Here is a 12,899-nt window from a genome sequence, read left to right as displayed (position 1 = left end):
CTCCAACTCCGGAAGGCCTAATATTAATCCTGCGTGGGACATCGGTGTACTCTCCATTAAACGAACTTCGCAAATTCAGTTTAATGAACATCGGTGTCCCCCGTTAATGATGAAGAGCCAAGAACCTCCCTCAACTTTGTGTAATCACTCTTCAACAGCAATGTTGAAATATTCCGAACGCTTCCCAGGCAAGCCGTCTTTGCGGAATCGTGTCCCCCAGATACTAAATACGACCTGCTTCTCGTAAACATGAATACTCATACCTTCAACTTTCAGTCGCACAGTACCCTTGCCAGATTCAATCAGCACAATATCCCCGATCTGTATGCCCAACACGTCCTGACATAGCTCCACGGTCTCCGATTCGAGCTGCTCTCCCCATTGATCCAGGTCTGACTCCAAACTGCGCCAGGCTCGCCGAGCAGTCATAAATGGCCCCTCCTCCCCTGGCGATAAAATCAGCCTATCAATCAGAGCAAGCCGATCGTTCGGCACAGCCCCATCCAGATCATAAGCTGCATCTACCACTCCATGATATATCGCCTGCGCCTCCTTTAACGCCTGCAGCCGTTCCGCATAGGGTTTTATCCCAGATCGAGAAATTTTTCCCGGTAGCCGCTGTTCATTCGCTGGTACCAATTCAATCGGGCAAATATCCTCAAAGATAATCGAGCAGTCTCAAATTGATCCCGAGACCAGGAATTATCCAATTCAGCCCTGGCCCAGACTCCCTAAGATTTGGAAACGTGCTGATCCTGTGCATGACAGGACGAGAACTTCACATCTGTATTGTTTGTAGAAACAGAAAAATACCGTAACACTATATAACCCAATAGCGCGGAGAAAACAGACGCAGAGAGAATTCCGAGTTTTACCCCATAAATGTGCTCTGGACTAAAAGCCAAGTTGGCGATAAATAGTGCCATGGTAAAACCAATCCCCGCCAACAAGCCCCCACCAAGAATCATGCGCCAATTTAAATTGGGCGGCAGCACTGCGATTCGCATTTGAACTGCAAGCCAACTAAATGCAAAAATACCTAGTGGTTTGCCTAACACGAAACCTAGAAATACGGCCATTGTTAGGGGAGAAATAAAGTTTGTTCCTGTGAATGGTATCCCCGCATTAGCAAAGGCAAACAAGGGCATCACAACAAAGCCCACCCAAGGATGAAGCATCATCTCCAAACGCTCTACGGGTGAAAGGGCTTCACGTGCTGCCGCTTCAGCCGTTTTCAAGACCTTACGATCGGGGGTATCACCACTCCAATGATCACCCGGAGGATAAGCTACTACACTGTCCATAATAGTATGCAAGCGTTCATCAGTTATCCATTTTCGAGTTGGGGTCATTAATCCAAGAATGACGCCGGTGACCGTGGGGTGGATACCGGATGCATCAACCGCCAACCATATCAGAGCGCCTACCATAAAAAACAAGACCATACTGCGGATGCCGAGAAATGCCATGACTTTAACGATGATGAACCCGAGTAACGCGAATCCAATGGCTACCCAATTAATGTCACTACCATATCCAACGGCGACAACGATAATGGCACCAATATCATCGACTACAGCGAGCGATAACATGAATACCCTCAAGCCATTAGGGATTCGAGTCCCCAAAAGCGCCAGGCAACCGATCACAAATGCCGTGTCCGTCGCCATAACGGTTCCCCAACCGCGCTGGCCGAGTTCACCATATTGAAAAAAAAGATAAACCAGCGCGGGCACTAGCATTCCGCCTATAGCGGCAGAAATCGATAGTATCGCAAGCCGAGGATTGCGCAATTCTCCCAATACGAGTTCTCGCTTGAGCTCCAGCGCAATTAAAAAGAAAAACAGCGTCATTACCGCGTCATTTATCCACCCATGCAACGAGCGCTCAAACGCGATAGTGCCGATGTTTATTCCAAGCGATACATGCCATAAGCTATTGAACGATTCTCTTAGCGGGGAGTTTGCCAGCGATAATGCCAGTAGGGTGGATAGTAGCAAAACGACACCCGCAGCCGCTTCAACTTTAACAAATCGAGTGATGGGATGAACGACCCAATCAATATGTTCTTTGGGTAATTGCGCTGGATGGCCCCGCCTGTCGCTCGTCGACTCAGGATTGATCTTGTCCACTTTGTACTAATCGAGTCTCGCTCTCGATCTCCATTGCAGGTTTCACATCAGAACGACCGTGTTCAAGCTTTGCATAATTGATAGCATCTTGTAGTTTGCTATATTGGTATTTCTTATAGTGGTAAATATTTATTTTCTCACAAGTAATGCCAAATCTATCAATAAGTACTTTGTCTTCTTTATTCACTTTAATATCCTCAAAATAATTGTTCTCAGGCACATACAGAGGTGGCCCCGGTTCTTTGAACAGCGATACCCGATTCTATAAGTGGATACCTGCCCTTGGTTTAAGCTGCCATGGGTAGTGCGCGCCGGCTGATGTGATGCGCTCTGCAAATAGAGAGCCCTCGCGACGAGGTAGCCAGGCAGGCTGAAATCCAGAGTGCCTCAGAACTGAAAGTCTAAAGCAACTATCAGGTTGCGCCCGGTTTCATTCTGACCAGATCCGTGTACCCGGTAATTCTTATCCAGCAGGTTTTCCAGCGCCAGGTTGATACTCAGGCGCTGATTCACGCTTAATCCCCCGCGCAAGTGCCAAAGCGCATAGCCAGGGGTGCCTCCGGGCGGAATGCGCTGGGTATCTCCCTGGTCGCGTAAGGAAAGCCGGTCTGCTTTTTCCACAGCAATCCACTCAGATTCCAGCCACCAGCCTCGAGGACTGGCACTGTCATAACGCAGGCCGAGACGGTAATTGGTCGGCATCGTACGACTATGATGGTCGTCGACAGCTGGACTACCGACCACCGCTTCAGTGCTGATCCGGCCATCCACCCAGGCAAAATGGGCGAAGGCGCTCCAGCTCTGGTCAAAGGCATAACGGCCCTGGACTTCGACGCCGTAAAGCTTGCCGTCACCCACGTTGGCCTTGGTAACTTCCAACTCCCCCTCAGTATTCACCCGCCCGGTCAGCAAGCGCTGAATCTGGTCCTCAATATCGGTGTAAAACAGGGCGCCTTCCAATTGCAGTCCCGCCTCGCTGCGAAAGCGCGTACCAAGCTCATACTGCAGAAATCGCTCCGGTTGCAGGTCCGGTGCGGGAACTTCAAACTCATTGCTGCGGGCGGAGTCGTAGCGGGTCAGATCCGACAGGTTGGGCGCCCGGAAGCCCTGCGACAGCCCCCCGTACAGGCGCCATTGATCGGGCACGACAGACCAACCGAGGCGCAGGTTGGCAACCGGCTGCGACCAGCTGTCGCGCAGCGATATCGGCGAGCCATCAACGGGGTCACTGACCCGATCTGCCACCACGCGAAAATACGACAGTCGCACACCACTGGTAAGATCTACCCCACCGGGCCAGTAATAGCGATTCTGCAGAAACAGTCCGGCCCAGTCATAGTAGGCATCATCGGCGACCGGCCCCTGCACCGGATTGCGAGTGGACCAACTATCAACCCGGTCCCTGGCCCACTCAGCGCCGGCGCTGAAGGTACCGAAAGTCTCCGTTTCCAGGACCCCGTCCACGGTGAGTCCAATGGTATCCACATCCACTCCCTGGGCATCCCTTCGACCCTCGCTCCTGAGGCGATCCCGGCGCTCTTCCTGGCGCTGGTTGTAGAGCGTCAATTCCCACTGTTCCAGGCCGACAAAGTCGCTGCCCTGCAATCGCACATAGGAAAGTGTGCGGTCTTGATCCAGTTCGCGCTTGAGTTCGCTGCCTGCCGTTGTGCCGGCAAAGGGCACCGCGTGCACGGTCCGGTGAGTTCGCGGCACATCGTCCTGATGCACCTCGCTATGGGCCGCGGTGAGCGTCAGGCTGTCAGCAAGCTGGTAAACAAGCTTCCCGTCCAGCGTCCACTCGTCATAGCCGGTCTCGGGCAGTCGTCCGGAACCAGAGTCGATGTCGCCGAACTCTTTGCGACTGCCGCCGATGAGTAAACCGCCATCAGCACCCATGGGCACATCGGCAAACCCGCTGATAACGCTCGAATGTTCACCCGTACCATAGCGGTAGTGCACTCCGCCCTGCAGGTTTTGAGTATCGAGGTGGGCGCGCGGGGTGCGATTCAGCACATTGACAGTGCCTCCAATCGCGTCGGAACCATACAGCACAGATTTCGGTCCCCTGACGATTTCTGCGCGTTGCACCGCATTGATATCCACTGTTGCCCAGTATTGATTCGGCCCTTCTCGAAACACCGCGTTATTGAGGCGGATACCATCGATAAGAAAAAGATTGCGAAAGCCGGTGAAGCCGCGAATATAAGGCGATCCCTGCCCGTGAGCAGTCTTCTGCACCAGGGTCCCGGGAACTTCACGAAACAGGTCTACAGTGGTACGGAAGTTGGCCTTGCGAATGCGGTCGTCATCAATACGATCGAGGGAGTAAGCCGTATCGAAACGCGGCTCGGCGATGCGATTTGCGGTTACCACGATTTCCTCCGGGAAAACCGGTGCTTGTTCAGCAGCGCAAATGAGGGGACCGATTACCGCGAGCGGTAGCAGAAAAAACCAAAACCATTTCTCGGACCCGTAGTGGGTCTGGGAGCTCGCTACTGGCATTGTCCTTGACTCCTGTAACCGTGTACACATTACTGCAGAGGAAACATAGCACACGAAAATGGAAGAGTTGCAATACAGCATTGCCTGACGCTCTGTTTCCACCGCGTACTTCGTTACCCGGTTGGGTTAGCCGATTACCATGGCACTGTCTCAACAACAGCGATCTTAAGGCAACTACACTACCAGAGCCGGACTGCGGCCGATAAGGATTAGCTATCAGTGCAGGCCGATGGGCGCTACTTCCCGCCTGGCTGTCAACAATTTTTACGTCCGAAGCATACCTCGAGTGATGCGTTTTTGTATGTGCCTGATATTAATATAATTTTTAAAAATTGGCGCGAAATACGCTTACCAAAAAAAGGCAATAATATTTCTTTACGCGGCCAGGCAACATTCCTAATGAATGGCCTCAGGAGGACAACAAGTGAAAACGACAACCAACCTGACTCGATTCAAGGCATTCCTGGCAGCGAGCATGCTGACCCTGCTCGCCAGCGCGGCACATGCCACCCCGATGATCTATATCGATCCCGCATACCAGACAGCATTGGTCGGTGATACCGTCTTCATGGACATTGTCTGGGATGGGTCAGCTGACCCGGAGTATCTTGGCGCATGGGACATCGACATCGCCTTCGATCCCACAGTACTCAGCGCAAACTCAGTCACTTTTTACTCTGCCGTGGATAGTTTCGGCTGTTTCCCCGGCATTTCCTGTGACGTTACTTTTGGCCCAGGCCTTCTCGATATATTCGAATTTTCGTTAGATTCCCCTGCTGATTTAATGGCCAACCAGGATGGCCTTGGGAATATGTTTACTATCGCAACCCTGGCTTTCAATGCTGTCGGCGACGGTCTCTCTCCAGTTAGTTTCGCCGGATCATTGCTCACCTTCGGCGACGAACTGGGCAATGAAATATTCCCGACCCTCGCTGGTGCCAATGTGTGCGTGGGCGCCAGTTGCCCTGACACCTATCAAGGCGTGCCAGAACCGGGCACCATCGCCCTGCTCGCCCTGGGACTTCTGGGTCTCGGCTGGCGGCGGCGTGTAGCGCAGCCGTGATGTAAGGCCGGCAATGGCTTGAAGCAGTTTTTCGCCTGCCTTGGAAACGCTATCGCTTGGCACCAATGCACCGGGTTCAGCTGACATGGCTTCTCACTATACTTCCAACCCAGGGGCCACCCGCTTTGGAACAAGGAGGGCGCTGGTCATCACTGGATCGCTGGCGGCCCTGGGGGTCTGGTTTGTATTGAGCGGGCAATCGCAGGTTCCCGAGGTGGTAGAACCGGGAATCAAAAACCCCATTTTTTCCCATGATGACGCAGCCCCCAAAGCGAACTACCCCACTTACGCAGAGCCCGGGCAGCGGCTGAGCCTCGCTCACCTGCGTCTAACCGGGGTTATGGAGAGTCCCGATCCGGCCGCCAGCATCGCTATCATCGAGCTGCGGGCGGGCGGACAAAAACAGCTCCGGCCAGGTGACACTATTGGCGACCTTACCCTGATGGCTATCGAGCCAGAGAGTGTGTTGCTAAGCAATGGCCAACTCGAGGCCTGGTTGCCGCTGTCGGACGCCGGTTCAGGTGATGCTCCTCCCCTGGACGACAATCAACTGCGCATCCAACTCGACGCCGCACAGGTAAATGCGCTGGAACTCAAGTCCTACCGGCTTGACGGTGAATTGCTTGGCCTGCTGGTTTATCCCGGGGGCGACTCATCTGCATTCATTCAAAGCGGGCTGCAGTCGGGTGATGTGGTAATCGCCATCGACGGCAACAAGGTCACCGCTGATGACCTCCTCTCGCCATTGGCCGAAGACGCTGGCCCCCGGCAGCAGGTGGAGTTGACCATTATGAGGCCTCAGGACTACTACGACAGCACACTGTCGGCACCGTGAGCGATGATCCGGCATCCAGCTGCGTCAAATATTTTTACACTTTCAGCAACCGGCTGTTGCTGGCGACAGAAAACCTCAGGGTTTTCATGGCATTACGCAGATGGGCCTGAAAATTGCGTTTTATTTGGCTGTTGTGCGGGAAATCGAGCCAGTCGAGGGGCTTACCAGCCCCCGACTTTCAGCAACATAGTGGAGAAGTAGGCATGGAGCTTACGGTCTACCTTAAAAGGTGGGTGGCGTTGTCACTGCTGGCCCTCAGTGGCGCCTGCAGCTTCACCATCACTCATCCAGAGCAGGCCAGTGAGTGGCCGGGAGCTACCGCTCCTGGTCAGATTCTGTTTGTCTCCAACCAGGATGGCGATCGGGAAATTTACCTGGCGGGGCCGGACGGACAGGCCCCAGAACAGCTGACCAATAATGAGCGGGATGATTATGAGGCCAGCTGGTCTCCGGATGGCCGCCACATCCTGTTCACCTCCAATCGGGATGGCGGGAATTCAGAGGTCTACTACATGCGCGCCGACGGCAGCCGGCAGCGGAACCTGTCCCGCTGGAGAGGCTATGACGGCCAGCCGTCCTGGTCACCGGACGGCCAATCCATTGTTTTCGTGTCCGACAGGAAGGGACCTCTCCAGCTGTTTTCCCTGGCCATTGATGGCACAAACCCACAGCAACTGACCTTTGATAACGAGGCTGGCCATGACAGTCCGGCATGGTCGCCCGATGGGCAGTTGCTTGCATACCGAAAACTTAATATCAGGGCCAAGGGAGACCTATGGTTACTGGATATGCGCGCTATGCACCACACCCAGCTGACCGACAACCCGAAACATGAAGACGGTAAACCCGCCTGGTCACCCGACAGCACGTCGCTGCTTTACCACTCGCGGCGGCAGCGGGAATACAACATTTACCGCTATGACCTTGTCACCGGTAATGAGCGCCAATTAACAGACCTCCCCGCATCGGACAGTAACCCCGTGTGGTCTGGCGACGGCAGCCAAATCTCGTTTCTTTCCACCCGTGGCCCCTACGGGAGAACACAACTTTTTGTGATGAAAGAAGATGGTTCCGACCCGCGCAGTATTACCGACGGCCAATCACAGGTCGGTGACCCGGTCTGGCTTGACGATGATGGCCACATGCTCCTGGTCCAATGGCAAGGCAATCAATCTGCGAATGTCTGTTCACTGGACCTCGCCACCGGAGAACTCATCCCGCTGGCCCCTGCACAGGGCTTTCAAAGTGAACCAAAACCGGCCCCATTCGCTTCCCGGCACACTGCACAAGCCATGAATTCCCGCTTCAGCACGCGGTACTCAGGAGAGTAAAACATGAAAAAATCACTGTTTAAACAGCGCACCGCCATGATTTCCGCCCTGCTCCTGGCGGGTGCGGCAACGGCGGGTACCACGACCTATACCACGGATGCCGATTTTGACCTGGGCACCCTGAACTCGGTTAATCACGACGCGCCGAATAACGACCAGCTGCAACTCAATGTAGTCGGAGATACCTTCCCGGTCCTGTGGATTGCCAATGCCGGCGAGGACACCATGTCGCGAATAAATACCGACGGCGCTGGCGGGGCGGGCTGCGAGGAAGCTCGCTACCTGACGTCCTATGGCGACCCCAATGCACTGGCAAACCATGGGGCGTTTTCAGGACCCGCTCCCTCGCGTACAGCGGTAGATATCAATGGCAACGTCTACGTGGCCAATCGCAATTTTTCCGGTGGTTTGCGTCCCGAATTGTTGAAGATTGCCGTGGAAGGTGGCGTCGACCGCAACGGCAATGGCGTCATCGATACATCAGTCGATACCAATGGCGACTGTATGATCACGCCAGACGAGATGCTTCCCGTTATCGATGATGGCGATGGTGTTCTTGATATCGACGATTTCCAGGACGAAAGGGTTATCTGGATATCCCGGTTCGGCGATCCCTCCGACCTGGGCCGCTCACTCTGCCTGGGCACTGGCAATACCCTGTGGGCTGGCACCTACAGCGGACGCGAGTACTTCAAGTTTGACCTGGACGGCAACCAGCTGGCGGGCCCCATCACCACCAATGCCACCAACTATGGCTGCGTAGTAGACGCAGGCGGGACATTATGGGGAGCGTCACTGAGTTCAGTACTGGTTGAGCTCGATACCAATACCAACACCTGGACCCAGAATAGAAGCCTGCAAAGCAACTACGGCATAAACTTCGGTAACGACAGGGTATATCTCGGCAGCACCCTGCATGCCTTCAATCCCGCCACTGGAACAACCCAGTTCAGCATCGCCTTCAGCGGCACGGGTGTGGCGGTGGATGGCGACGGGGCAGTGTGGTTCGGAACCCCCACCCTGAGAAAATTTGTCACCTTGCCCTCCGGCGACCTCGACACCACGCCGGCTTGTACGGTAGGCACCCTGGGGGGACGCGGTCCCATCGTAGCAAAGGGCAATCGCATATGGACCATTAACCTGGGCTCCAACTCTATTTCCCAATACGATTCAAACTGCAACTTTATTTCGACGATTCCTGTCGGCCGCTCCCCCTATACCTACAGCGACGCTTCCGGCTTTGCAGCACGAAACCAAACCGATCCGTCTGGCATCTGGACCGTTATCAACGATGGCGGGGCGCTGGGAACTGGCTGGGACAGCATCAGCTGGAACAACGAGCCCGAGGGCTTTATTCCCGCGGGCGCGAGTATCGAAGTGGAAGCAAGAGCCGCCGACGTGGCTGCCGACCTGGGCTTACAGGCCTACATCCCGGTAACCAACGGCGCTACAGGTCTGGGGCTTGCAGGTCAGTTTATCCAGATCAGGACCGTACTGCGCCCCGATGCTGCTGGCGAATCCCCGATATTGTCAGACCTCGTCGTTGCAACTGCGGCTACCGCCAGCTGTGACAACAACGGTGATGGCGAAGTGGACATGACCGACATCATGAATATCAACAGCAACAGAAATGTCACTGTGCCGCCCGCCGACCCGATTCTGGATATCGACGGAAACGGTATCGTCAATGTCCTGGATGCCAGGATTTGCGTCCTGCAATGCACCAACCCGCGCTGTGCGATTAGCCCGTAGGATAGATATTAGACAGGCGCCTCTGCCAGCGCTTGCGGAGTAAAACGCCCCGCAGCTACCAATGTCGGTAAGCGCCTGTAAGCAAGTGCAGTAGCGTGGTGGAACTTAGGCTAGCGTACGCTAGCCTTTGTATCAGCAGCTGACTATCGATACAGACCAGCAGAAAGCCAGCGCCCAGGAGCCGCCCTGGTAAGTTCAGCCCCCTACCCTATTTAGAACCCATCCAAATTCTACACATTTCGCCAGGTTTTGGTGGCTTTACTTTTTCCATCAATCTACATTCGACCCCCTACAAGGACGCAGGACAAGGGAAAACGGGTGAAACGGTTTGACCTAACCTTCAAGGGAGACATACTCCCCGATCACGAACCCGACCAGGTACGGCATGGTTTTGCCGAGCTGTTCCGTATCCGTGATCCGCTGGTGCTGGATGAGTTGTTTTCCGGCGATGCCTTCGTTTTGCGCAGCAACCTGGACCGCAAGGCTGCAGCGGATTACTACCGCCGCATAACCGATCTTGGCGGGGTGGCCCAGCTGGTCCCCAGCGATCGGCCAGCAGCCAATTCAACGTCCTCTGCCCCGGAGATATTTACCCGGGTATCGACCCCGGATCCGGCTGCCCTGCACTTCCCGCGACGGGGAGAAATCATCTCGGTGCCATCGCGCCGGGAACCGCCCCCCGAACCCATCGCAAAAGCGCACGATCCCGAGTCCGAACCCGAGCCCGAAGCGCTCCTGGAAACCGTCACGGACCAGCTGGCCAGTGAACCACCGAAAGAGCAAGTCCTGGCCAGGCTGCGTTCACTGCGACACGACGCCGAGGCCGCACTCGCCAGCCGGGTCGAGCAATTGCAGCAGATGCAGGACGAGATCAAAAGCGAAACCAGCGCTGCCCTGGAGCAGATCAAGCTCCAGCGCGAGGAAGTATTGCTGGCCAGCCAGGACGAATTCAGCCGCCTGCAGGCGCTGGAGGCGCAGAGCCGCGAAAAGCTGGAACAGGGCATGGCCGCTCTCGGCGAGGAGGAACAGGCGCAGCAGCGCCAGCTGGAGCAGCAAACCAAGCACGCAGACGACGAAGCGCGCAGCCGGATCGCCGCATCGCAATCCGCCGCCGAGCAGTTGCACCTGGACCGGGACAGCTGCCAGCGTGAGGCAGAAAACAACATCGCCCAACTGGAAGCGCAGATTGCTGCCGTCAGGGAACAGGTGCTCAGGGATGTCGCCGAATTCGACCAGTTGATCGCCGCTGCGGAGCAGGCCCGCGACCAGGAGGCCAAAGCGCTCGAGACCCGGCTGGAGTCAGTGCAGCAGGACTATGACCAGGCACTGGGCCACCTGCAGGCCCGGCGCCAGGAACACGAGCAGCAGCTCGAATCCGAGCTGGAGGAAATACGCACCCTGCGCGAGCAAACCGAACACGATCGAGAGGACAAGCTTACTGAACTGTGGGAACGGGAAGAGCGTGCCCAGCACGACGCCCAGGAACGCCTCAGGCAACTGGAAGAAACCCGCAAGCGCCAGCTGGAGGCCCTCGAGCAACGTCTTGCCCGGCTGAAACTCGAGGAAGAGAAACTGACGTCCCAGCCCTGAGCCAGCCCACTGGACCAAACCGGTTCATACCCGCTCCACCAGCATTTTCGGCTGGCGGATAAGTCCCTCCCGCAGCTAAACTGTCTCCCTCGCACACTACCGGGACAATACTGTGGATATGGAAATGGACGCACTAAAAGACTTCGCGCAGACATTTGTCGAAGTCAGTGCCCTGCTATTCACGGTTGCCGGTGGCATACTGATTCTGGCCATCGCCTGGATGTATTTCGTCGATGTCACCCAGACCTCCCAGACCATCCGTCGCAACTACCCGGTTATCGGCCGTTTTCGCTATTTCTTCGAGCACATGGGCGAGTTTTTCCGTCAGTATTTTTTCGCCCTGGACCGGGAGGAACTGCCCTTTAACCGGGCCCAGCGCTCCTGGATCTACCGCGCCGCCAAGAACCTGGACGCCACCGTCGCCTTTGGTTCCACCCACCCACTCAACCAGCCGGGGGACTACATATTCCTCAACGACCTGTTCCCGCCACTGGACGAGGAACTGGGGCCACGCAGTTCCATCGACTTCGGCCACGGCTTCGCCCAGACCCCCTACTCGACCACCGCGTTTTTCAATATTTCGGCGATGAGTTTTGGCGCCCTGTCGGCCCCCGCGATCACCGCCCTGTCCTCGGGTGCCCGCAAGGCGGGTATCTGGCTCAATACCGGCGAGGGCGGCATCTCTCCCTACCACCTGCAGGGGGGCTGCGACATCGTGTTCCAGATCGGCACCGCCAAGTACGGGGTGCGCGATGCCAGCGGCAATCTCAGCGACGCCAGGCTGCAGGCTCTGGCCGCTCACGAGCAGGTGAGGATGTTTGAAATAAAGCTGTCCCAGGGCGCCAAACCCGGCAAGGGCGGCATTCTGCCCGGGGCCAAGGTCACTGCGGTGATTGCCAGCACCCGCGGGATTCCCGAGGGCGTGGACTCTATCAGCCCCAACCGGCACCCGGATATCAGCTCCCTGGATGAGCTGCTGGACATGATTCACCGGGTCCGGCAGGTCACCGGTAAACCCACCGGCATCAAGGCCGTTATCGGCCAGTCGCTGTGGCTGGACGAGTTCTGCCAGAAAATACACCAGCGGGGCCTGGACTATGCCCCCGATTTCATCACCATCGACAGCGCCGATGGCGGCTCCGGCGCCGCCCCCCAGAGCCTGATCGACTATATGGGCCTGCCCCTGAACCGCAGCCTGCCGCTGGTGGTCAACAAGCTGGTGGAATACGGGCTGCGGGAGCGGATCAAGGTGATCTGCTCGGGTAAAATGATCAATCCTTCCGGCGTGGCAGCGGCGCTCTGCCTGGGGGCGGATTGCGTCAATTCAGCCCGTGGGTTCATGTTTGCCCTCGGCTGCGTCCAGTCCCTGCAGTGCAACCGGAACACCTGCCCCACCGGTATCACCACCCACGACGAAGATCTGCAGCACGGCCTGGTACCCGAGGACAAGGCCGAGCGCGTGGCCCATTACGCCCACAACCTGATGCACGAGGTGGAGGTGATAGCCCATTCCTGCGGCGTGGCGGAACCGGCCTTGCTGCGCCGGGACAACGCCCAGATCATCAACGAGATGGGTAGCCCGGAATCGATGGTGGACCTGTATCCGGAGGCGCAAACCTTGCCCCAGTATCGTAAAAGCCACTGAGTACAGGAAATCAGTTGCATGGTCTGGGGGACTGCTTGGATGAGAAAGT

The 12,899-nt window shown here is 56.3% G+C and carries 10 protein-coding genes; 6 read left to right on the top strand and 4 right to left on the bottom strand.

What is annotated here, in order from left to right:
• Positions 1–144 precede the first annotated feature (144 nt).
• The 4 genes from DWB85_RS17990 to DWB85_RS17980 form a co-directional block, all read right to left on the bottom strand.
• The gene (locus DWB85_RS17990) at positions 145–528 is read right to left on the bottom strand and encodes a hypothetical protein (protein ID WP_117957297.1); all 384 of its coding nucleotides are present in this window, start codon (positions 526–528) and stop codon (positions 145–147) included.
• Positions 529–731: 203 nt separating this feature from the next.
• Complete coding sequence (gene nhaA / locus DWB85_RS17985) at positions 732–2,132, bottom strand: Na+/H+ antiporter NhaA (protein WP_239017382.1); 1,401 nt, start codon at positions 2,130–2,132, stop codon at positions 732–734.
• A complete protein-coding gene (locus DWB85_RS19445; RefSeq protein WP_133300673.1) occupies positions 2,113–2,319 on the bottom strand; it encodes a hypothetical protein in 207 nt (68 codons plus the stop codon). Before DWB85_RS19445 ends, nhaA begins: the two co-directional genes overlap by 20 nt.
• 200 nt (positions 2,320–2,519) lie before the next feature.
• Positions 2,520–4,736 carry a TonB-dependent receptor plug domain-containing protein gene (locus DWB85_RS17980; protein WP_133300672.1) on the bottom strand — a complete coding sequence of 739 codons (2,217 nt, stop codon included), beginning with the start codon at positions 4,734–4,736 and terminating at the stop codon, positions 2,520–2,522.
• Between the two features lie 322 nt (positions 4,737–5,058).
• On the opposite strand from DWB85_RS17980, the gene DWB85_RS17975 reads away from it, so the two are divergent.
• The 6 genes from DWB85_RS17975 to DWB85_RS17950 all read left to right on the top strand — a co-directional run bounded on the left by DWB85_RS17975 (position 5,059) and on the right by DWB85_RS17950 (position 12,850).
• Positions 5,059–5,697 carry a PEP-CTERM sorting domain-containing protein gene (locus DWB85_RS17975; protein ID WP_205422798.1) on the top strand — a complete coding sequence of 213 codons (639 nt, stop codon included), beginning with the start codon at positions 5,059–5,061 and terminating at the stop codon, positions 5,695–5,697.
• Between the two features lie 85 nt (positions 5,698–5,782).
• Positions 5,783–6,532 carry a type II secretion system protein N gene (locus DWB85_RS17970; protein WP_117957294.1) on the top strand — a complete coding sequence of 250 codons (750 nt, stop codon included), beginning with the start codon at positions 5,783–5,785 and terminating at the stop codon, positions 6,530–6,532.
• Positions 6,533–6,735: 203 nt separating this feature from the next.
• Complete coding sequence (locus tag DWB85_RS17965; protein WP_117957292.1) at positions 6,736–7,863, top strand: TolB family protein; 1,128 nt, start codon at positions 6,736–6,738, stop codon at positions 7,861–7,863.
• Positions 7,864–7,866: 3 nt separating this feature from the next.
• The gene (locus tag DWB85_RS17960) at positions 7,867–9,615 is read left to right on the top strand and encodes a hypothetical protein (RefSeq protein ID WP_117957290.1); all 1,749 of its coding nucleotides are present in this window, start codon (positions 7,867–7,869) and stop codon (positions 9,613–9,615) included.
• A 318-nt stretch (positions 9,616–9,933) separates the two neighbouring features.
• Positions 9,934–11,205, top strand: a complete 1,272-nt coding sequence (locus DWB85_RS17955; protein ID WP_117957288.1) for a coiled-coil domain-containing protein — start codon at positions 9,934–9,936, stop codon at positions 11,203–11,205.
• A gap of 118 nt (positions 11,206–11,323) precedes the next feature.
• A complete protein-coding gene (locus DWB85_RS17950; RefSeq protein WP_205422799.1) occupies positions 11,324–12,850 on the top strand; it encodes an FMN-binding glutamate synthase family protein in 1,527 nt (508 codons plus the stop codon).
• Positions 12,851–12,899 lie beyond the last annotated feature (49 nt).

This window comes from Seongchinamella sediminis (assembly GCF_003457605.1).
GTDB classification, from domain to species: domain Bacteria; phylum Pseudomonadota; class Gammaproteobacteria; order Pseudomonadales; family Halieaceae; genus Halioglobus; species Halioglobus sediminis.
The sequence above is the reverse complement of the archived record's forward strand: the minus strand, read 5'-3'. Positions and strand labels throughout refer to the sequence as shown.

Bases quoted from the DNA above. Each gene is read 5' to 3' on its own strand.
- DWB85_RS17970 (WP_117957294.1), top strand. From the start codon at position 5,783: ATGGCTTCTCACTATACTTCCAACCCAGGGGCCACCCGCTTTGGAACA.
- DWB85_RS17965 (WP_117957292.1), top strand. From the start codon at position 6,736: ATGGAGCTTACGGTCTACCTTAAAAGGTGGGTGGCGTTGTCACTGCTG.
- DWB85_RS17960 (WP_117957290.1), top strand. From the start codon at position 7,867: ATGAAAAAATCACTGTTTAAACAGCGCACCGCCATGATTTCCGCCCTG.
- DWB85_RS17950 (WP_205422799.1), top strand. From the start codon at position 11,324: ATGGAAATGGACGCACTAAAAGACTTCGCGCAGACATTTGTCGAAGTC.